Here is a 20,916-nt window from a genome sequence, read left to right on the forward strand (position 1 = left end):
TTTCTAACTGCTAACTCAAAACTTTTTACGTACCTTTGCGCCCAATTTAAAAATATAGAATGAATAAATTTGAACAATTAGGTCTTAATGAATCGCTAGTGCTGGCGATTAAAGATCTAGGATTTGAAAATCCATCTGATGTACAAGAAAAAGCGATTCCTCTATTATTAGAGCAAAACACCGACATTGTTGCATTAGCGCAAACTGGAACAGGAAAAACCGCAGCTTTTGGTTTTCCAATGATTCAAAAAATTGACGCTGAAGACAGAACAACACAAGCCTTAGTTTTATCACCTACACGTGAACTTTGTTTGCAAATTGCTAACGAAATAAAACTTTACTCTAAATATATCAAAGGTTTACATACGGTAGCTGTCTATGGAGGCGCAAGTATTAATGATCAAGCAAGAGACGTAAAAAGAGGAGCACAGATTATAGTGGCTACCCCAGGTCGTATGCAGGATATGATTAACCGTGGTATGGTTAATATTAAAAACATTTCTATCTGTGTTCTAGATGAAGCAGATGAAATGTTAAACATGGGATTCTATGATGACATCTGCTCTATTTTATCAGATACCCCTGAAGATAAAAACACTTGGTTGTTTTCTGCAACTATGCCTGCAGAAGTTGCAAGAATTGCTAAAAAATTCATGCACGACCCTCAAGAAATTACAGTTGGTCACAAAAACCAAGGAAACACAAACGTGTCACACGAATTTTTCTTAGTTAATGCCCGTGACCGTTATGCTGCTTTAAAACGTTTAGCAGATGCTAACCCAGATATTTTCTCGGTGATCTTTTGTAGAACCAAAAGAGACACGCAAGCCATTGCTGAAAAATTAATCGAAGACGGATATAATGCCGCTGCTTTACATGGCGATTTATCACAAGCGCAACGTGATGGTGTAATGAAATCGTTCCGTGGTCGTCAAATACAAATGTTAGTTGCAACTGATGTTGCTGCTCGTGGTATTGACGTAGATGACGTGACTCACGTAATCAATTACCAATTACCTGATGAAATTGAAACTTATACGCACCGCTCAGGACGTACAGGTCGTGCCGGAAAATCAGGTACTTCTATGGTGATTATTACTAAAAGTGAATTGCGTAAAATTTCTCAAATTGAACGTATCATCAAAACGAAATTTGAAGAAAAACCTATTCCTAGCGGAACCGATATTTGTGAAATCCAGCTATACCACTTAGCGAACAAAATCAAGGATGTAGAAGTGGATCATGAAATTGACGCGTATTTACCAGCTATTAATGATGTATTAGCAGATTTGTCAAAAGAGGAATTGATTAAGAAAATGGTTTCGGTAGAATTTAGCCGTTTCATTACTTACTATAAAAAATCTCGTGATATCCACCAAGAAGCAGCCGCAGCAGGCAAAGCAGTTATCCCTACAGAAGGAGCTGTACGTTTCTTTATCAATATCGGGGCTCGTGATGGTTTCGAATGGATGGAATTAAAAGATTATTTAAAAGAAAAATTAGAATTAGGTCGTGACGATGTTTTCAAAGTAGATGTAAAAGAAGGTTTCTCTTTCTTTAATACAGATGCAGAGCACATTGACTTAGTAATGAATACTTTAAACGGTTCTACTTTAGAAGGTCGTCGTATCAATGTAGAAATCTCTAAAAATGACGGTGGTTCTAACAATAAGCGTAGAGATCATAATGGTCGTGGTGAACGTTCAGAACGTCGTGACGGTGGAAGACGCGAAGGTGGTGAACGCAGAGAAAGACGTGACGATCGCGCTCCAAGAGGCGAAAGACGCGAAGGCGGTAGATCATCTGAAAGAAGAAGTTCTGACGATAGAGCACCTAGAAACGAAAGAGGACCTCGCCGTTCTGACAGCTCTAGCGCATCAAGTAGCACTCGTAGAAGAAGAAGCTAAAACTTTTTGTTAATTTTCTTATAAACTGTAAAATATCTCGTAACGTTTAGTTACTTTAGCCCAGAGAAATTTGGTCATGAGATATTTTACAGTTTTATTTTTAAGTTTATTTACAACAATCTTGTTGGCACAAGAAACTTCCGTAAAAGGAACCATCGTAAATAGTAATACACTGACTCCTATTTGGAATGTAAACATTGTCAATACGAACAAAGTTAAAGGCGCCATCTCAGACGCTAAAGGAAACTTTGAAATTAATGCAGACCTAAACGATGTGTTACTTGTTTCTTGTTTAGGTTTTCAATCAATAGAGATTAAAGTGACCAATGACTGGTTAAAAAATCAAAACACCCGCATCAAATTGACTGAAAAAGCCTACGCTTTAGAAGAAATTGTGATTCCTCCCTACGAATTGACAGGCTATTTAGAAGTCGATTCAAAATTAATCCCCGAAAGAGAAAATTACTGGTATTCCATAGCTGGGCTTACTAAACGTTATGAAGGTGGTGAAAATTCCCCTAATGCATTTAATCGTGTAATAGGCTCACTATTTAACCCTGCAGATGCCTTATATAATTTCTTTGGAAAAAAACCTAAAGAATTAAAAAAACTAAAGGAATTACGCAATGATGAAAAACTACGTGGTATTTTGCAAAATCGTTACGATCGTCAAACTATCTATTTAATGTTTGGTATCAATGAAAAAGAATTAAACGAAATTCTTTCGCGTTGTAACTATTCTGAATCATTTATGAAAACAGCTAATGATTTACAAATCTTAGATGCCATCAACGGATGTTATGAAGAATATAAGGTATTGAAAAAGAGTTAACTCATTCTTTTCCAAATAAAAATACCACGAAATCATCAAAATTAAAGGTGAATTCGTGGCATTTTGCTATAGTTAAATTACTAACTATTCTCTAAATATCTTTGCGTGATAAAATCAATATCTTTTATCGATTTACGCGACCAATCAATACGTTTTTCTAATAATTCTGCTTCAGAAAGTTTCCAATCAATAGCTGAATGGCGTAATCGAGTGGAGATATTTTGCAAAATAATAGCTGCCGATACCGATATATTCAAGCTTTCAGTAAAACCAACCATAGGTATTTTCATAAACCCATCAGCTTGACGAATAACCTCCTCTGACAAACCATGTCTTTCGGTTCCAAAAAAAATAGCCGACGGTTTCGAAATATCAAAATCTTCCAACATACAATCATTTTCATGAGGTGTAGTAGCAATAATCTGATATCCTTTTTGTTTTAGAACCTCTATACAATCTTGATGATTCGAATACCTATTAATATCCACCCATTTTTCAGCACCTAGAGCAATTTCTTTATCAATCTTTTTCCCAAAACGCTGCTCTATAACATGCAATTCCTGAACACCAAACACTTCACAACTACGCATTACAGCACTTGTATTGTGCAACTGATAAACATCTTCACAAACAACTGTAAAATGCTTAGTCCGATTTGCTAAAACTCTTTTAAAACCTTCTTTTCTACTATCTGTAATAAATTCTTCTAAATAAGCCAAATATGCTTCGTCTTGAAAAAGCTCTTGCATCATATCTTTTTTTTGGCAAAAATAACTATTCTTTAACTTTTACACCGAATTTTTACCTTTTCAAGAATATTTAAAAAAATCACCCTAATTTTAGACCTATCCGTACCTAATTCATTGCCTTTTTCAATTGGAACACCAAAAAAATCTTTTTTTTTCAAATAGATTTATCTCCAAAAAAAATACAGTTTAAAAACCTTACTATCAAAATAATACAATTAAAAACCCGACTTCATTCATATAAGACTGAAATTAGACAAAAGAAAACTTTTAACAAAACTCTTGCAAAACTAAAAAACTAACGTATATTTGCACCGCAATCAAGCAGAATTGCTGACGCGATGGGGAGATACTCAAGCGGCCAACGAGGACGGACTGTAAATCCGTTGGGAAACCTTCGCAGGTTCGAATCCTGCTCTCCCCACAAGACATCCATTATTGGATGTCTTTTTTTTTTTACAAAATCAAGAAAAGCTTTTCAATCTTTTTTCTTAACTTCACCTACCCTTATTTAACACATTTAAAATCAAATGAAAAAGAAAATAGCAGTCTTAACAGGTGCAGGTATGAGCGCCGAAAGCGGAATCAGCACCTTTAGAGATTCCAATGGATTATGGGAAAACCACAACATAATGGAAGTTGCTTCACCTGATGGATGGAACAAAAATCCCGCCTTAGTTCTTGATTTTTACAATAAACGACGCGCACAACTAAAAGAAGTTTCTCCCAATAGAGGGCATGAAATTTTAGCTGAATTAGAAAATGATTTCGACCTACATATAATCACTCAAAATGTAGATAATTTACACGAAAGAGCTGGAAGCACCAAAATCATACATTTACACGGTGAATTAACAAAAGTAAGAAGCGAAACCAACCCGAGACACACGATAGACTGGACTGAAGATTTGCATCTTGGAAACACAGATTCACAAGGCAACCAATTACGCCCTCATATAGTTTGGTTTGGCGAAGCAGTTCCGGCTATTGACTTAGCCATCCCTATCATGCAGGAAGCCGACATACTCATCATTATCGGTACCTCTCTACAAGTCTATCCCGCCGCAGGACTGATGCATTACGCAAAAACCAACGTCCCCGTATATTACATTGACCCAAAACCAGCAGTAATTCGAGATTTAGCTAATCCCTTAGAAGTCATTGCTATGAACGCAAGTGACGGTTTAACAAAACTGAAAGAGGCATTAGTTAGTGAGCGGTAATCAGTGGTCAGTGGTCAGCGGTCAGTGGTCAGTGGTCAGTAATCAGTAATTAGTACCGAATTAAAGCTGTTTAAAGTTATTTTTAAACTTTTAAACTTTTAAACTTTTAACTCCCAACTTTCTTTTATCTTTGCGCTTTCTTAAAAACAACACAACAAAATATGCAATTGACTGAATTGAATGCTATTTCACCTATTGATGGTCGTTATAGAAATAAAACGGTTTCCTTAGCACCTTTTTTCTCTGAAGAAGCCTTAATCAGATACCGAGTTTTAGTAGAAGTAGAATACTTTATTGATCTTTGCGAGGCTGGTATCCCACAATTAGCTGGTATCGAAAAATCAGTTTATCCTGAGTTACGCAAAATGTATGAAAACTTTTCTTCGGAAGATGCTTTGTGGATAAAAGAAACTGAAAAAACCACCAATCACGATGTAAAGGCTGTTGAATATTTCATCAAATCAAAGTTTGATACTTTAGAATTACAAGACTACAAAGAATTTATCCATTTCGGATTAACTTCCCAAGATATTAACAACACGGCTATACCACTTTCAACCAAAGAAGCCTACGAAAAGGTATATTTACCGACTTTAATGCAAGTTATTCAAAAGCTGAAAGAGTTAAGCTCAGAATGGGCAAATGTACCCATGCTAGCTCGCACACACGGACAACCCGCTTCCCCTACACGCTTAGGAAAAGAAATTTTAGTTTTTGTAGAACGTTTAGAGGAGCAACTCCGTTTGTTATACAACATCCCGTTTGCAGCTAAATTTGGCGGAGCTACTGGTAACTACAATGCACACAAAATCGCTTACCCTAATAACGACTGGAAAGCTTTTGGCACAAAATTCGTAGAAGAAACTTTAGGCTTAAAACATTCATTTCCTACCACACAAATTGAGCATTACGACCATTTTGCTGCATTTTTTGATGCCTTAAAAAGAATCAATACCATCCTAATTGATTTAGACCGCGATATTTGGACGTATGTTTCTATGGACTACTTCAAACAAAAAATCAAAGCAGGGGAAGTAGGATCAAGCGCTATGCCACACAAAGTAAACCCTATCGATTTTGAAAACTCAGAAGGAAACTTAGGGATAGCCAACGCGATTTTCGAACATTTATCAGCTAAACTACCTATTTCTAGATTACAACGCGATTTAACAGACAGTACAGTACTACGCAACACAGGAGTCCCTATAGGACACACTATTATTGCCTTTGAAGCCACCTTAAAAGGATTAAACAAATTACTGTTAAATGAAACCAAATTTGCCGAAGATCTTGAAAAAAACTGGGCAGTAGTAGCAGAAGCAATTCAAACGATTTTACGACGCGAAGCTTATCCTAATCCATACGAAGCTTTAAAAGATTTAACAAGAACTAATACAATCATAAACAAAGATTCCATTCATGCTTTCATTGACACCCTAAACGTTTCAGACAGCATTAAAAATGAGTTAAAAACAATCACACCTAGCAACTATTTAGGAATTTAACCCAAAATAATTACATAAATACAATTCCGAAATGGACAACATTCAAAACTGAATACATTTCGGAATTGTTTTCATAAACAAAAAAACACTTCAAATAATGTACACCGTATTAGCTAAAATCAACAAAATTATACTTCCTAGCTTCACCAAGCAACAATTAGATCCTGCAAGCGCAAAGAAATGGCAACTAGCTATTTTAGCCTACCGATATTACATTACTTGCCGAGCACTATCTAATAAGTAATTGCGGCAAACACAGGATGATTTCCTATTTTGGCTCGTCCATTCAAAAAAGTCAACTCGATAAGGAAATTACACTGTACAATTTCACCTCCCAGTCGTTGCACTAGCTCACAAACCGCTTTAGCTGTCCCTCCTGTAGCTAAAACATCATCATGAATTAAAACCCTCTCTCCAGGCTTTATAGCATCTATATGCATCTCTAACACGTCCTGACCGTATTCAAGCTCATAAGTGGCTGAAATCGTCTCATAAGGCAACTTCCCCTTTTTACGCACGGGTACAAATCCTACATTCATTTGTTGCGCTAAAAGCATCCCGAAGAAAAACCCTCTCGACTCAATCGCCACCACTTTATCAACAACTATAGATTCAGTAGCTGATAAAAGCTGCTTCAACATCAAATCTCTCGCTTTAGGCTCTAATAATAGCGGTGTAATATCTTTAAACAAAATTCCTTCTTTTGGAAAATCCTGAATATCACGTAAATAGTTTTCAATTTTCATTTTATGCATTTTTTATTTTGCAAGATAGAGAAATATAACTATATTTGCACCCGCAATCAGGAAGTTAATTCCTGATACAAAAAAAAGGCCTCGTGGCGCAACTGAATAGCGCATCTGATTACGGCTCAGAAGGTTACAGGTTTGAATCCTGTCGAGGTCACAAAACACAAGTTCAAAATAAAATTACCGGCCTCGTGGCGCAACTGAATAGCGCATCTGATTACGGCTCAGAAGGTTACAGGTTTGAATCCTGTCGAGGTCACAAAACATTTAAGTTCAAAAATTACAATTACTGGCCTCGTGGCGCAACTGAATAGCGCATCTGATTACGGCTCAGAAGGTTACAGGTTTGAATCCTGTCGAGGTCACAAAAACAAAACCTGCTTTCAAGCAGGTTTTTTAGTTTTACCTTAAAAGCAAAAAAAAACCGATTTTTTTACAAAAAACCGGTTTATACTATCCAAAAAAAATCTCCCCTAAAACCCTAAATCCCTTTCAATTTCCTCCATTTCAATCATATCATGCGCCTCTAAAAGCGTAGGCACCACCAAAACATCTTCAGGTACTTCATTAAAATCAATACCTTCAGCAACCAGTACAAATGATTTACCATTTGCTTTATGCTGCTCAGAAATACTTACAAACTCAGCAATGCGCTCAAGAGTTACGGTCTTATCGTGAGAAATATCTAAAATCAAATTTGTTTCTTTAAAAGAATGATACTGCGCTTGAATTTTTTCCAAGAAAGCACTCAAATTTCCTTCAGTATCTTTTATAATAGTGGTATGTCCTTTTTGTTCAACTTTCATTTGTTCAATTAATTTCATCTAATTTAAAGAATGTTTGACTAAATAAAAATGATTTTTGTTATTTAATTTTTGATGCCAGTAAATAAATCACTGCCATGCGAACTGCTACGCCATTTTCCACTTGATCTAAAATAACCGACTGCTTAGAATCGGCTACATCACTCGTAATTTCAACCCCTCTGTTAATAGGGCCTGGATGCATGACTACAATTTCTTTATTTAACGAATCTAAAAATTCTTTATCTAAACCATATTGCATACTGTATTCGCGGGTAGAAGGAAAATAACTAATATCTAAACGCTCGTTTTGTACACGCAACATATTAGCCACATCACACCATTCTAAGGCCTTGCGTAAATTTGGCTCCACCTCTACTCCTAATTCACGAATGTATCGTGGGATTAAAGTGTTAGGTCCACAAACCTTCACTTGTGCCCCCAATTTTTGCAAAGAATAGATATTAGATAATGCCACACGCGAATGCAGAATATCCCCTACAATCACCACTTTTTTACCAGCTACATCACCTAAACGCTCACGAATTGTGTAAGCATCTAACAAGGCTTGTGTAGGATGCTCATGCGCCCCATCACCGGCATTTACAATACTTGCTTTTACATTTTTAGATAAAAAAACAGCTGCTCCCGGCGAAGAATGACGCATCACGACCATATCTACTTTCATCGCCAAAATATTATTCACCGTATCAATCAGCGTTTCCCCTTTAGTTACCGATGAACTCGAAGCTGCAAAATTTACCACATCAGCCGATAATCTTTTTTGAGCTAATTCAAAAGAAAGCTTGGTGCGTGTACTATTTTCAAAAAAGATATTGGCTATCGTAATATCACGTAACGAAGGCACTTTTTTTATCGGACGATTAATCACTTCTTTAAAATGGTCAGCTGTTTCAAAAATCAACTGAATATCTTCTTCTGTAATATATTTTATTCCTAAAAGGTGATTTACACTTAACTCCTTCATTTTATTTGGTAATTATTTCAACTGAATCTTCTCCGTGGATTTCTTGCCACTTTACTACTACTTTTTCATTATTAATCGCATCTACCTGACGACCTCTATAATCAGGCTGTATGGGCAAATGACGACTAAAGCGACGGTCTACTAACACTAACAATTCTACTTCTATAGGGCGACCAAAAGATTGCATCGCTTGTAGAGCGGCATTGATACTTCTACCGGTATACAAAACATCGTCGATAAAAATGACTTTTTTCCCTTCAACCAAGAAGTCGATTTGTGTTTTGTTGGCTTCTAAAGTTTCTCCACGACGAAAATCGTCACGGAAAAAAGTAATATCTAAGAATCCTAAGGGAATATTTTTCACTTGATATTCTTGTTCAAGTATTTGAACCAAACGTTTCGCTAAATAAGTTCCTCTGGGCTGAATACCGATTAAAACGGTTTGAGAAAAATCGAGATGATTCTCGATAAGTTGACAGGCCAAACGATGCAGTATAATATTTACTTCTTTAGAAGTAAGGAGCGTTTTATGACTCATATTGTGTTATTTCGTTTGGAGTGTAAATTTATGCTTTTTATTTTATTAAACCATATAAGTCCCTTAAGAAATTGAAACACATAAAAAGTAAAAGAAAGCTTTCAAAAAGTAAAGCCACGAATTCACAACAAGCGTACACTTAGTGAATTCGTGGCTTAAAATCTTTTTTAGCTTGTTATTGCTTTACAAACTTCGTATGACTTGTTCCTTTATTGGTCTTAATTTTTATGAAATAATTTCCTGTACTTAAACTAGATACATCCATAGTTTTACTCGTTTGCATATGAGGCACAACCAACACTAATTGTCCAAGAGTATTATAAACTTGAACCGAATACAGTTCAATATCAGATTTTGTTTCTAGAGTTACATTCGAAGAAGCAGGATTTGGAAACAAATTAAAATAAGTTTCAAACTCAAAATCCTGATTAGCTAAAGCAGCAATAATTGTCGTAGCCGTATTTGTGGTAATTGGGAAATTATAATCAAAATAAATATTGGCGTTTTTAGAAAAAGTATCACCTACAACTAAGGATGCCTTAGTTTTTAATTTAAAAGACACATAACCATCATTGGTTGCATCATCAAACGGAAGATTGATATCTTCAAAAATAAATTCTACATTATTTCCATTGATTCTCGTATAAAAATCATGACTTCCTTTGATTGGAATGATTGAATTCACATCATATTTAGCATTATCCACCACGTCTTTTACCACAATATTAGTAGCATTAGCACTACCTGTATTTTCAAAACGAATCATGTAATGCACATAATCACCAATTTTAGATGTTGATACTTTTGTCCCTTCTAAGCAAGTGATATCATTTGGATCAAATGAATTTACAACGGTTTGATTTAAGGTAAAGGTATTATCATTTGGCATTTCATCTGAATTACCTGAAGAAACAGTCGTCGTATAACTTAAAACGTCACCCCCATTAACCGCTGGAGATTCCATAGGAGAATTGATATTGAATACTACATCAATAGTTTTGGTTTCAAATGGTTGTAAATTAGTATAATCCCAAGTTAATAATCCAGTCGATTGTATAGGAGTTGCACTAGACGAAACAAAATCCATTTTTGAGTCATCAAAATTTAAACTTATGCTTCCGTTTTCAACTTGATTTCCTTTGTTTTTGTATATGATTTTGTATTTAGCATCAAAACCAGGTCGAGCGGCTTCAGTTGGTATAACTGAAACTTCTACATCATGATGTGTTCCATTAGGAGTTACGCAAAAATCTTGTATAAAAGGACTGGCTTGTGTTGGAAAAGTTACAGTTACATTAGTTGGCGAAATAGTAAAATAAGTTGGATTTTCGATAATTGGAGTTAAAAAAATATTACCGGCTTGAACGAATGTTTTATATTCACCTGATGAATTAGAAATTATTGTTTCTGGTTTAGTTTCATTAGTAATTAACTTCAGATTTGGATATATTCTATCAAATTCATCACAACCATTATTATTAGTATCAAATTTATTTTTCCCTTTTATTGTAAAATATTGACCACCTGGCTCAAAACTACAATAGCTATTTACAACTGTATTAGGTTCAATTAATCCTGAATTTAAAATTTGTTGCAATTCCTGTGAATTGTCATCAATACAAATAAACTTAGGTCTTGGATAACCAGAACTATATCCGCGGTCATAAAATAATGAGTTTAATAAAGAGCCATTTTTTAATATTAAAACATTGATTACATTCTCAGAAATATTTAAGGTTTCAAGCTTATTTAAACAACTAAAATCGAAGATTTCTGGCTCACCTCCTTCTAAATAAAACGAATTCAAATACTTAAGATTTGGTATTTCACAATAATTTATATTTACAAAGCTGTTACTAATATTTAAATCAACCAAATTTGCGCACCCTGCTAAAGCTACATTTACTCGAGCGCTAGTAAATGGATGATTTACTTGTCTAATACCAACTAGACTCAGTTTAACCAAATTTGTCAAACCTGATAAATTAATTAAATCAAAACCCTCACAAATAGAGCTTCCTATAATAATTTCTTCGAGATTATGATTTTCAGTTAAATCAAGTGTTCCTTTAAAAAAGTTGTATTCTGTATATAAGAATTTTAAATTTTCGAAAGCATTAATTCCAATAATATTATCAATACCTACATAATTTGGTGACCCAGCTAATTCATCAAATAACTTTAAACTTGTTACATTACTAGCTTCTGTCAATTGAATTTCTCCATCATTATTTGCATCAATTTTAAAATAATCTCCTGCCAAGTTTTTAGCAATTTGATTATTAGAATCTGCCTCCAACAAAATCGCCTTGAACTTAACGTTGGAAAAATTAATATTCTGCGTATTAGCACTAGTATAAAGACCTAAAGCTATCAATAAAAAATAGAATTTCTTCATTTATAAAAATTTAGTGGTGCAAAAATAACAAAAAAAGCCTCACAGAAATGTGAGGCTTTTACTACTTAGAGTCAAGAAATATTATTTCTCTCCTCTTTCCATTTTAGCTTTTAATTCAGCTAAAGCGTCGATATCACCTAAAGTTGATTTCTCAGCTTGAGTAGAAGTAGTTTTAGTTTCAGCTTCTTTAACTACTTTCTCTTCTTCTTCACGGAAGATAGCTGTGTGAGACGCTACTACTCTTTTGAATTCTTTGTTGAATTCAATTACTTTGAAGTCAGCTGTATCACCTTTTTTCAATTTTTTACCATCTTCTTTTTCTAAATGACGTGTTGGAATGAAAGCAACAACATCATCACCGAAATCTACAGTTGCACCTTTGTCAACCATTTCAGAGATAGTTCCGTTGTGAACTGTACCTACAGCAAAAGCAGCTTCATGCTTATCCCATGGATTAGCAGTAGTTTGCTTGTGACCTAAAGATAATTTACGTGCATCAACGTCTAATTCTAATACTACCACGTCTAACTTGTCACCTACGTTAACAAATTCAGATGGGTGTTTGATTTTCTTAGTCCAAGATAAGTCAGAAATATATACTAAACCATCGATACCTTCTTCTAATTCTACGAAAATACCAAAGTTAGTAAAGTTTCTTACTGTACCAGTGTGCTTAGAACCTACAGGGTATTTAGCAGTGATGTCAGTCCATGGGTCGTTAGATAATTGTTTGATACCTAAAGACATTTTTCTTTCATCTCTATCTAAAGTTAAGATAACTGCTTCAACTTCGTCACCAATTTTCACGAAATCTTGAGCTGAACGTAAGTGTGTAGACCAAGACATTTCAGAAACGTGGATTAAACCTTCAACACCTTCAGCAACTTCGATGAAAGCACCGTAATCAGCTAAAACAACTACTTTACCTTTTACTTTATCACCAACCGCTAAGTTAGCATCTAAAGCATCCCAAGGGTGAGCGTTTAATTGTTTTAAACCTAATTGGATACGAGTTTTCTCATCATCAAAGTCTAAGATAACTACGTTTAATTTTTGGTCTAATTCTAATACTTCAGATGGGTGGTTGATTCTTGACCAAGATAAGTCAGTAATGTGGATTAATCCATCTACACCTCCTAAGTCAATGAATACACCGTAAGAAGTGATGTTTTTAACCACACCTTCTAATACTTGACCTTTTTCTAATTGACCAATGATTTCTTTTTTCTGAACTTCGATATCAGCTTCGATAAGCGCTTTGTGAGAAACAACAACGTTTTTGAATTCATGGTTAATTTTAACCACTTTGAATTCCATCATTTTGTTTACATACTGATCGTAGTCACGGATAGGCTTCACATCGATTTGAGAACCTGGTAAGAAAGCTTCAATACCAAATACGTCAACGATCATACCTCCTTTAGTTCTGCATTTTACGAAACCATTAACGATTTCTCCAGACTCGTTAGCAGCAATAACTCTATCCCAAGCTTTGATAGTTCTAGCTTTTTTGTGAGATAATACTAACTGTCCTGATTTATCTTCACGGATGTCGATTAATACTTCAACTTTGTCACCCACTTTTAAGTTCGGGTTGTAACGGAACTCGTTTAAAGAAATAACACCTTCAGATTTTGCGTTGATATCAACAATTGCATCTCTTTCAGTGATTCTAACTACTAAACCTTCTACCACTTCTTCAGCATCTGTAGAAATGAAAGTTTTAGCTACTAAATCTTCAAACTCTTGTAAATTTTTAGCATCAACTGCATCAATACCTTCTGCGTAGTTAACCCAGTTAAAATCTGCTAAAAATTGTTCTTGATCTTTTGTAATTTGAGACATGCTCTAATTTAATTTGTATTCTATTCTTATCGGATTTCTGAAAGCGTAAAAAAACAGAAGTTGTTTTACATATAAATACTTGACCCTTAATGGAAATCCTTACACGCCAAAAGGTGTGCAAAATTACATATAATTTATTAAATAACAAATACTTTTTAAAATTCAAAATTAAAAATCAAAAATTAAAAAATTTAAACTTGAGGTTTTATAAGGCATCCATAAACTTATAAACTTATAAACGCTTAAACTTATAAACTCTTAAACCCAAAAAAAAGAGGCAGCTAACAAAACCACCTCTTTTATTATATAGAAAACAAAAATCTTAATGTGCTATAGTTTCAACATCTTTAGGATTGTGCTTATGCTTGAACAAAACGGCAAAAGCAATAGCGATTATCAAAGCATAGACAGCAAAAGCAAACCAGATTCCGTGCCAATTGCGTTGATTATTTACGGTATAATACATATCGATTACTTTTCCACTAATCAAACCTCCAAAGAAAGCTCCAAACCCATTTGTCATCATCATAAACAAACCTTGGGCAGAGGAACGAATGGAAGAATCCGTCGTAGTTTCAACAAATAGTGATCCTGAAATATTAAAGAAGTCAAATGCCATCCCATACACAATACACGAAACTATAATCATCCATAAGCCACCCGCTGGATCTCCGTAAGCAAATAACCCAAAGCGCAATACCCACGCCAACATAGAAATTAGCATTACCTGTTTGATTCCAAAACGCTTCAAGAAGAAAGGAATTGCTAATATAAATAAGGTTTCAGAAATTTGAGAGATAGACATAATTAAAGTGGAATTCTTCACTATCAAACTATCCTTATACTCTGGCATATTTCCAAATTCAGATAAGTACACATCGCCATACATATTTGTCAGTTGTAAAGCACCACCTAAAAACATGGAGAATATAAAAAACAAAGCCATTTTATAAGTTCCAAACAATTTGAAAGCATCTAAACCAAATTTCTTTGAAAAAGAAGCTTTTTCATCAATTAAATTTTGCGGTTTACAAGCTGGTAATGTAAATGAATAAATCCCTAATATAACAGCTGTAACAGCAGAAATATAAAACATGTTGGCAGAGGCTTTATTTCCTGTTAGATTGGTAGTCCACATCGCCAAGATAAAACCGACAGTACCCCAAACACGAATAGGTGGAAAAACCTTAACCACATCAAATTTATTATCTTTCAAAATGGTATAGGCTACTGAATTTGACAAAGAAATCGTAGGCATATAACACATCATAGCGGCAAATATCACCCAATAAAACGTTGCTGGATCATTTACCTGTGGCAAATACGCTACACACAAACCACCTAAAATATGAAGTATTCCATACAATCGCTCGGCATTTATCCATTTGTCAGCTACAATCCCTGTGATTGCAGGCATTATGATTGAAGAAATTCCTAAAGTAGAAAATATCGCACCGAACTCAGCTCCACTCCATTGCTTTGTTCCGAACCAATAGTTTCCTACTGTAATCAACCAAGCTCCCCACACAAAGAATTGGAGAAAACTCATCAAGGTCAGTCTAAATTTTATATTCATAAATTTTGATTTGGTTTATTTTTTAAAAGGACGGTAAAACTATAAAAAAATATATATACAATAACTATTTCCATAGAAAAATAGTCCTTAATCTACATTTTTTCCATAATAATTTCTAAAACTTTATCAAATTGCTCTTCTCTGGTCAATTCTGAGTTATCAACCTCTATAGCATCCTCTGCTTTTACTAAAGGTGAATCTTTACGAGTGGTATCGATATGATCACGTTGCAAAACATTTTCTAACACTCGATCATAAGAAACTAATTGTCCTTTTTCAGTAAGCTCATCAAAACGACGTTGCGCGCGTACATCAGCACGTGATGTCATAAACAATTTCACTTCTGCATCTGGAAAAACCACCGTACCTATATCGCGACCATCCATCACTACGCCTTTGTCTTTTCCCATTTGTTTTTGCTGGGCTACCAACAAAGCACGAACTTCAGAAACTTCAGCCACCTGACTCACAAAACTAGAGACTTCTAACGAACGTATTTGTTTTTCTACATTTACACCATTCAAAAACATTTCTCCAAATCCTAAATCAGGATTAAAAACAAATTTTAAATCGATTGTAGGCAATTTTGAAATCAATTCCGCTTTGTTAAATCCAAAAGCATCAATCCAATTATTTTGCATTGCAAAAAAAGTAATCGCACGGTACATAGCACCTGTATCTACATATATATAACCCAACTTTTTAGCGACTTGTTTCGCCAAAGTACTCTTCCCTGTAGAAGAGAATCCATCAATTGCAATAGTAATTTTTTTCAAAACTTAAAGATTTATCATTAATCCGAACATGGATGCATTGGAAGCTAAATTGTACCTAGCATAAGAATAATCAAAACGAAACTTTTCAAATCGAATACCAAAACCTACAGAAAAACCTGCGAATGTACGTTGTTCCAACAAACTTAATTCGGCAGCTCTTCTAAAGTTATAACCTAATCTGATATTTATCGCACGATCAGGAAAAAACTCTGCACCAACAATCATATGTCGTGAAATATTCCCTACAAAACTCACGTTTTCTTCTTTCTCTCCTCCATCAATATTTTTCTCCGAACGAGCTGGATTTGAAAAAGAGACATTCCATTTTTGTAAATTTTCAAGTGTAAGATGCCAACGCAAAGGAATATGTTCTAATTTTTGAGAAACACCAGCTATTACTTCAAAAGGTAATTTTTCAGACAACTCATTATACTTTGTCAACTGTGTACCAAAATTGCGCAAGACTACGGAGTAATTAACATCATTATTTCTGTCCAAATAAGTTACTGCTAAATCCGTAGACACCCCAAAAGATTGATATTTTTCAAGAGTAGACGAAATGATTCGGGCATTTGCCCCTAAATACAATTCAGTCCAAGGTATATTATAAGCATATCCTAACGAAAGTGCCAATTCATTAACCGTAAAATTACCTGTTGAAGTCCCTTGCTCATCCCTCCCATCAAATTGTCCATAGTTTGCATAACTAATTCCACCGTGAAATGTTTGCAAATGCCTATCATGCGTATAAGCATAGGAAGCAGATCCATAGTTAATTCCTGCGAGATAACTCCCATAATTTAATGCTAACTTCCCGTTCATTTCATCATTGATTACCGATGGATTCGTTAAAGGCTGATTAACATCATAATCATATAGCGTAATAATCTTACCCCCTAAAGCTGCTTGTCTTGGTGAACTTACTAAATTTAGAAAACGATAAATCCCCTCTCCCCCAACTTGAGCGTTTAGAGAAAAAGTAACTAGCGATACTAATAAAAATCGGACAATTTTTAACATTAATTGGTGCGTTTTATTAAAATAGAAACGCAAGGGCGAATATATTATTTTTTAATAAAAAAACGACTATTTAGAATAGCCGTTTTTATCTTTATAATGTTTTTGGATTTTTAACCTTATCTTTTGTGATTGCGATTTCTAAAACTTCACTCATTTCGCTTACATAATGAAAAGTTAAACCTTGCAAATAATCTGCATTTATTTCATCAATATCGCGTTTATTCTCTACACACAAAATAATTTCTTTAATCTTAGCTCTTTTAGCCGCTAAAATCTTTTCTTTGATACCTCCAACAGGCAAAACTTTACCACGTAAAGTAATCTCTCCTGTCATTGCTAAATGTTTCTTAACTTTTTTCTGAGTCAATAAAGAAACCAAAGAAGTTAACATTGCAATACCCGCACTAGGTCCATCTTTTGGAGTAGCCCCTTCAGGAATATGCACATGAATATTATATTTAGTAAAGATTTCAGGATTTACCCCTAAGATTTCTGCATTGGCTTTAACATATTCCATAGCAATGGTAATCGATTCTTTCATTACCGTTCCCATATTTCCTGTAAAAGTAATCCCACCTTTACCTGCCGAAATAATCGATTCGACAAACAAAATATCACCACCTACACTTGTCCAAGCCAAACCAGTAACTACCCCTGCCGTTTCATTGTTTTCGTATTTATCACGCTCCATACGAGGCGCTCCTAAAACTTTAACAACATCTTCATCAGTAGCTTTTACATTATACTCTTCTTCCATGGCAACCGATTTAGCGGCATGACGCACCATTTGCGCAATCTTCTTTTCTAAACCACGCACCCCTGATTCACGAGTATAGCCTTCTACAATTTTTTCAACTTGTTTTTTTCCAATTGAAAATTGTTTTGTAGTCAATCCATGATCTTTAATTTGCTTTGGTACCAAATGCTGTTTCGCAATTTCAATTTTCTCTTCTACAGTATACCCTGTCATGGTAATAATTTCCATACGATCGCGTAAAGCAGGTTGCACAGCAGCTATATTATTAGAAGTAGCGATAAACATAATCTTAGACAAATCGAATCCCATTTCAAGGAAGTTATCATAAAATTCCTTGTTTTGTTCAGGATCTAATGCTTCTAACAATGCCGATGAAGGATCACCGTTATGACTACTTGATAATTTATCAATTTCATCTAAGATAAACACAGGATTAGACGATTTTACTTTTTTCAAATTTTGCAAAATACGCCCTGGCATAGCGCCAATATACGTTTTTCTGTGTCCACGAATCTCTGCTTCATCACGCAAACCTCCCAATGACATACGCACATATTCGCGCCCTAAAGCTTCGGCTATGGAACGACCAATAGACGTCTTACCCACACCTGGAGGTCCTGTAAAACATAAAATAGGCGATTTCATATCGTTGCGCAGCTTTAAAACAGCTAAATGTTCAATGATACGTTTTTTAATCTCTTCCATACCGTAATGATCACGATCCAGTATAGTTTGAGCACGTTTTAAATCGAAATTATCTTCTGTATATTCATTCCAAGGCAATTCCAAAAACAATTCTAAATAATTGCGTTGAATACCAAAATCAGGTGAATTCGGGTTAGTACGCTGTAGTTTTTGGATTTCTTTTTCAAAATGCTCCCCTACTTTAGCATCCCACTGTTTAGCTTTCGCTTTTTTGCGCATTTCCTCAATTTCCTGCTCGGTTGAATTCCCTCCCAATTCTTCTTGGATAGTTTTCATTTGTTGTTGCAAGAAATATTCACGCTGTTGCTGATCTAAATCAAAACGCACTTTCGATTGAATATCGTTCTTCAATTCTAACTTTTGAAGTTCAATATTCATGTGCTTTAAAGTTTCGTAAGCACGCTCTTTCAAATCATGAACTTCCAATAACGACTGCTTTTCTTGAGCAGTCAAATTCATATTAGAAGACACAAAATTGATCAGGAACGGATTACTTTCTATATTTTTTATTGCAAAAGTCGCTTCCGAAGGAATATTTGGACTTTCCTTAATGATTTGAATCGCTAATTCACGTATTGAATCAATAATTGCTAAAAATTCATTATCATCATCAGCAGGACGTTCTTCTGCAACTTCCTTGATAGTAGCACGAATATAAGGCTCAGTAGTGGTTACTTGATCTATTTCGAAACGCTTTTTCCCTTGCAGGATAACCGTTACGTTACCATCAGGCATTTTCAAAACTCGAAGAATACGAGCCACCGTCCCTACTTTATTAATCTGATCCTCTGTAGGATCTTCATCCTCTTCATCTTTTTGCGAAACTACACCGATAATTTTATCAGCATTATTAGCATCATTCAATAATTTGATTGACTTGTCACGACCAGCAGTAATAGGAATAACAACTCCTGGAAACAATACCGTGTTACGCAATGGTAAAATGGGTAAATCAGCAGGCAAACTTTCCTGATTCATTTCCTCTTCATCCTCTGGAGTCAATAAAGGAATTAATTCAGCATCCTGATCCATTTCTTGTAGTGACAAACTGTCAAGTGTAAGTATTTTTTGTTGAGACATATTATTTTTTAAGTCATTTTGTCATTATAAAATCCGTCTAGAAACTTTACATCGGTTCTAAACGCAACACATATCCCTAAGAAAAACAAGGTTTTAAGACAGTGTAAATTCAATAGAGCACATTACTTAGTCAATTTTTATGCCACAACTAATTATTTTTAGTCTTAGGCACACGTAACAAAAGTAAAGCACCAATTATAAAGAATACACACAAGAAAAGTACCGAATTTCGCATGCTACCTGTAATTTGGTCAATCACTCCATAGATAGACATCCCAATTACGATTCCTATTTTTTCGGTAACATCATAAAAACTAAAATAAGAAGCTGTATCGGTCGTTTCTGGTAAAAATTTAGAATATGTAGAACGTGCTAGCGATTGAATCCCGCCCATCACTAGACCGAAGAATCCCGCTACACTATAAAATTCTGTAGGTGTTTTTACACAATAAGCGACTAGACACAACACCGCCCAAAACGCATTTAAAAAAATCAACACCTTAATATTCCCAAATTTACTCGAAGCTTTTGAAGTAAAATAAGCCCCTATAATAGCTACCAACTGAATCAACAAAATACTTATAATCAAGCCTGTTGTTTTCTGACTATCAGTTTCCCAAGCAATTTCTTCAGCCCCGAAATAAGCCGCAACCAGCATAACCGTTTGCACCGCCATAATAAACACAAAATAACCTGCTAAATATCGCTTTAACGGCAGATTTTGCTGTAATTGCTTCCAAACCAATTGTAATTCATGAAAACCATCCAAAACAACCGCTTTAGTCACCTTATGTCCAGTTGATGCTCCTTTAGGCAAGTAATAATACGTAACATGACTAAAAGCTACCCACCAAATTCCAGTCATTATAAAGGAATAGCGCATCATTTCAATAGCTTGTTCATTAGATGATGCCGTCATAACCATAACCAAATTTATTACCAACAAAATCGTACTTCCTAAATACCCCATGGAAAAACCTTTGGCACTTACCGCATCTTGCTGTTCGGGATAAGCAATATCAGGCAAGTAAGAATTATAAAAAACCAAACTCGACCAATATCCTAACAATCCAAAAAGATAAATGGTATAACTCAATATAAAATTAGCATCCGTAAACCAATACAATCCAACAGTTGCAATCCCTCCTAAATAACAGAAAAAACGAAGAAAAGCCAGTTTATTCCCCACATAATCTGCAATACCTGACAAAATAGGCGATAGTACCGCAACCAGCATAAAAGCAATAGCGGTAACAAACGATATAACAGCTGTATCCTTAAAATGATACCCTAAAATATCCACAAAATTATTTCCTCGCGTCTTAAATAAGGCACTATAATAAATTGGAAAAATAGCAGAAGTAATTACTAAGGTATATACAGAATTTGCCCAGTCATAAAACGCCCAAGCATTAAGCAATTTTTTATCCCCTTTTTGAAGTGGTTGCATACAATGAAATCTAATTAT

The 20,916-nt window shown here is 34.8% G+C and carries 17 protein-coding genes and 4 tRNA genes; 9 read left to right on the forward strand and 12 right to left on the reverse strand.

Going from position 1 to position 20,916, the window contains the following annotated elements; translation table 11 throughout:
• Positions 1–59: 59 nt before the first annotated feature.
• A complete protein-coding gene (locus ACQY29_RS13290; protein WP_428225664.1) occupies positions 60–1,907 on the forward strand; it encodes a DEAD/DEAH box helicase in 1,848 nt (615 codons plus the stop codon).
• Between the two features lie 76 nt (positions 1,908–1,983).
• Positions 1,984–2,739, forward strand: a complete 756-nt coding sequence (locus ACQY29_RS13295) for a carboxypeptidase-like regulatory domain-containing protein (protein ID WP_428225665.1) — start codon at positions 1,984–1,986, stop codon at positions 2,737–2,739.
• Positions 2,740–2,819: 80 nt separating this feature from the next.
• Here ACQY29_RS13295 and ACQY29_RS13300 read toward each other — a convergent pair whose 3' ends face one another.
• Positions 2,820–3,488 (reverse strand): TrmH family RNA methyltransferase, encoded by a 669-nt coding sequence (locus ACQY29_RS13300; protein WP_428225919.1) that lies wholly within the window; start codon positions 3,486–3,488, stop codon positions 2,820–2,822.
• A 340-nt stretch (positions 3,489–3,828) separates the two neighbouring features.
• On the opposite strand from ACQY29_RS13300, the gene ACQY29_RS13305 reads away from it, so the two are divergent.
• The 4 genes from ACQY29_RS13305 to ACQY29_RS13320 all read left to right on the forward strand — a co-directional run bounded on the left by ACQY29_RS13305 (position 3,829) and on the right by ACQY29_RS13320 (position 6,457).
• Positions 3,829–3,909: transfer RNA gene (locus tag ACQY29_RS13305), tRNA-Tyr, on the forward strand.
• A gap of 106 nt (positions 3,910–4,015) precedes the next feature.
• Positions 4,016–4,708 (forward strand): SIR2 family NAD-dependent protein deacylase, encoded by a 693-nt coding sequence (locus ACQY29_RS13310; protein ID WP_428225666.1) that lies wholly within the window; start codon positions 4,016–4,018, stop codon positions 4,706–4,708.
• A 161-nt stretch (positions 4,709–4,869) separates the two neighbouring features.
• The gene (gene purB / locus ACQY29_RS13315) at positions 4,870–6,213 is read left to right on the forward strand and encodes an adenylosuccinate lyase (protein WP_428225667.1); all 1,344 of its coding nucleotides are present in this window, start codon (positions 4,870–4,872) and stop codon (positions 6,211–6,213) included.
• 97 nt (positions 6,214–6,310) lie between these two features.
• Complete coding sequence (locus tag ACQY29_RS13320) at positions 6,311–6,457, forward strand: SsrA-binding protein (RefSeq protein WP_428225668.1); 147 nt, start codon at positions 6,311–6,313, stop codon at positions 6,455–6,457.
• Here ACQY29_RS13320 and ACQY29_RS13325 read toward each other — a convergent pair.
• Entirely contained in the window at positions 6,447–6,959 is a 513-nt protein-coding gene (locus ACQY29_RS13325) for an adenine phosphoribosyltransferase (protein WP_428225669.1), read from the reverse strand. The genes ACQY29_RS13320 and ACQY29_RS13325 overlap by 11 nt on opposite strands.
• 86 nt (positions 6,960–7,045) lie before the next feature.
• Here ACQY29_RS13325 and ACQY29_RS13330 point away from each other — a divergent pair.
• The 3 genes from ACQY29_RS13330 to ACQY29_RS13340 all read left to right on the forward strand — a co-directional run bounded on the left by ACQY29_RS13330 (position 7,046) and on the right by ACQY29_RS13340 (position 7,327).
• A tRNA-Arg gene (locus ACQY29_RS13330) sits at positions 7,046–7,119 on the forward strand.
• 28 nt (positions 7,120–7,147) lie between these two features.
• Positions 7,148–7,221 (forward strand) — tRNA-Arg (locus ACQY29_RS13335).
• Positions 7,222–7,253: 32 nt separating this feature from the next.
• Positions 7,254–7,327: transfer RNA gene (locus ACQY29_RS13340), tRNA-Arg, on the forward strand.
• Between the two features lie 108 nt (positions 7,328–7,435).
• Here the strand turns inward: ACQY29_RS13340 and ACQY29_RS13345 are convergent.
• The 10 genes from ACQY29_RS13345 to ACQY29_RS13390 all read right to left on the reverse strand — a co-directional run bounded on the left by ACQY29_RS13345 (position 7,436) and on the right by ACQY29_RS13390 (position 20,898).
• Entirely contained in the window at positions 7,436–7,768 is a 333-nt protein-coding gene (locus tag ACQY29_RS13345) for a ribonuclease Z (RefSeq protein WP_428225920.1), read from the reverse strand.
• Positions 7,769–7,826: 58 nt separating this feature from the next.
• A complete protein-coding gene (locus ACQY29_RS13350; protein ID WP_428225670.1) occupies positions 7,827–8,753 on the reverse strand; it encodes an aspartate carbamoyltransferase catalytic subunit in 927 nt (308 codons plus the stop codon).
• A 1-nt stretch (position 8,754) separates the two neighbouring features.
• A complete protein-coding gene (gene pyrR / locus ACQY29_RS13355) occupies positions 8,755–9,291 on the reverse strand; it encodes a bifunctional pyr operon transcriptional regulator/uracil phosphoribosyltransferase PyrR (RefSeq protein ID WP_428225671.1) in 537 nt (178 codons plus the stop codon).
• Positions 9,292–9,466: 175 nt separating this feature from the next.
• A complete protein-coding gene (locus ACQY29_RS13360) occupies positions 9,467–11,689 on the reverse strand; it encodes a DUF7619 domain-containing protein (RefSeq protein WP_428225672.1) in 2,223 nt (740 codons plus the stop codon).
• Positions 11,690–11,770: 81 nt separating this feature from the next.
• Positions 11,771–13,534, reverse strand: a complete 1,764-nt coding sequence (rpsA, locus tag ACQY29_RS13365; RefSeq protein ID WP_428225673.1) for a 30S ribosomal protein S1 — start codon at positions 13,532–13,534, stop codon at positions 11,771–11,773.
• A gap of 322 nt (positions 13,535–13,856) precedes the next feature.
• Positions 13,857–15,110, reverse strand: coding sequence for a nucleoside permease (locus tag ACQY29_RS13370; protein WP_428225674.1), 1,254 nt, complete (start codon positions 15,108–15,110; stop codon positions 13,857–13,859).
• Between the two features lie 92 nt (positions 15,111–15,202).
• Positions 15,203–15,886, reverse strand: a complete 684-nt coding sequence (gene cmk, locus ACQY29_RS13375) for a (d)CMP kinase (protein ID WP_428225675.1) — start codon at positions 15,884–15,886, stop codon at positions 15,203–15,205.
• A gap of 3 nt (positions 15,887–15,889) precedes the next feature.
• Positions 15,890–16,906, reverse strand: a complete 1,017-nt coding sequence (gene porQ, locus ACQY29_RS13380) for a type IX secretion system protein PorQ (protein WP_428225676.1) — start codon at positions 16,904–16,906, stop codon at positions 15,890–15,892.
• 91 nt (positions 16,907–16,997) lie between these two features.
• The gene (lon, locus tag ACQY29_RS13385; protein ID WP_428225677.1) at positions 16,998–19,448 is read right to left on the reverse strand and encodes an endopeptidase La; all 2,451 of its coding nucleotides are present in this window, start codon (positions 19,446–19,448) and stop codon (positions 16,998–17,000) included.
• Between the two features lie 148 nt (positions 19,449–19,596).
• Positions 19,597–20,898 (reverse strand): MFS transporter, encoded by a 1,302-nt coding sequence (locus ACQY29_RS13390; RefSeq protein WP_428225678.1) that lies wholly within the window; start codon positions 20,896–20,898, stop codon positions 19,597–19,599.
• Positions 20,899–20,916: the final 18 nt, after the last annotated feature.

Source organism: Flavobacterium sp. (genome assembly GCF_965262375.1).
In the GTDB taxonomy this organism is placed as follows: domain Bacteria; phylum Bacteroidota; class Bacteroidia; order Flavobacteriales; family Flavobacteriaceae; genus Flavobacterium.

Coding starts and splice junctions, on each gene's coding strand:
- ACQY29_RS13290 (WP_428225664.1), top strand. CDS start 60: ATGAATAAATTTGAACAATTAGGTCTTAATGAATCGCTAGTGCTGGCG.
- ACQY29_RS13295 (WP_428225665.1), top strand. CDS start 1,984: ATGAGATATTTTACAGTTTTATTTTTAAGTTTATTTACAACAATCTTG.
- ACQY29_RS13300 (WP_428225919.1), bottom strand. CDS start 3,488: ATGCAAGAGCTTTTTCAAGACGAAGCATATTTGGCTTATTTAGAAGAA.
- ACQY29_RS13310 (WP_428225666.1), top strand. CDS start 4,016: ATGAAAAAGAAAATAGCAGTCTTAACAGGTGCAGGTATGAGCGCCGAA.
- purB (WP_428225667.1), top strand. CDS start 4,870: ATGCAATTGACTGAATTGAATGCTATTTCACCTATTGATGGTCGTTAT.
- ACQY29_RS13320 (WP_428225668.1), top strand. CDS start 6,311: ATGTACACCGTATTAGCTAAAATCAACAAAATTATACTTCCTAGCTTC.
- ACQY29_RS13325 (WP_428225669.1), bottom strand. CDS start 6,959: ATGAAAATTGAAAACTATTTACGTGATATTCAGGATTTTCCAAAAGAA.
- ACQY29_RS13345 (WP_428225920.1), bottom strand. CDS start 7,768: ATGAAAGTTGAACAAAAAGGACATACCACTATTATAAAAGATACTGAA.
- ACQY29_RS13350 (WP_428225670.1), bottom strand. CDS start 8,753: ATGAAGGAGTTAAGTGTAAATCACCTTTTAGGAATAAAATATATTACA.
- pyrR (WP_428225671.1), bottom strand. CDS start 9,291: ATGAGTCATAAAACGCTCCTTACTTCTAAAGAAGTAAATATTATACTG.
- ACQY29_RS13360 (WP_428225672.1), bottom strand. CDS start 11,689: ATGAAGAAATTCTATTTTTTATTGATAGCTTTAGGTCTTTATACTAGT.
- rpsA (WP_428225673.1), bottom strand. CDS start 13,534: ATGTCTCAAATTACAAAAGATCAAGAACAATTTTTAGCAGATTTTAAC.
- ACQY29_RS13370 (WP_428225674.1), bottom strand. CDS start 15,110: ATGAATATAAAATTTAGACTGACCTTGATGAGTTTTCTCCAATTCTTT.
- porQ (WP_428225676.1), bottom strand. CDS start 16,906: ATGTTAAAAATTGTCCGATTTTTATTAGTATCGCTAGTTACTTTTTCT.
- lon (WP_428225677.1), bottom strand. CDS start 19,448: ATGTCTCAACAAAAAATACTTACACTTGACAGTTTGTCACTACAAGAA.
- ACQY29_RS13390 (WP_428225678.1), bottom strand. CDS start 20,898: ATGCAACCACTTCAAAAAGGGGATAAAAAATTGCTTAATGCTTGGGCG.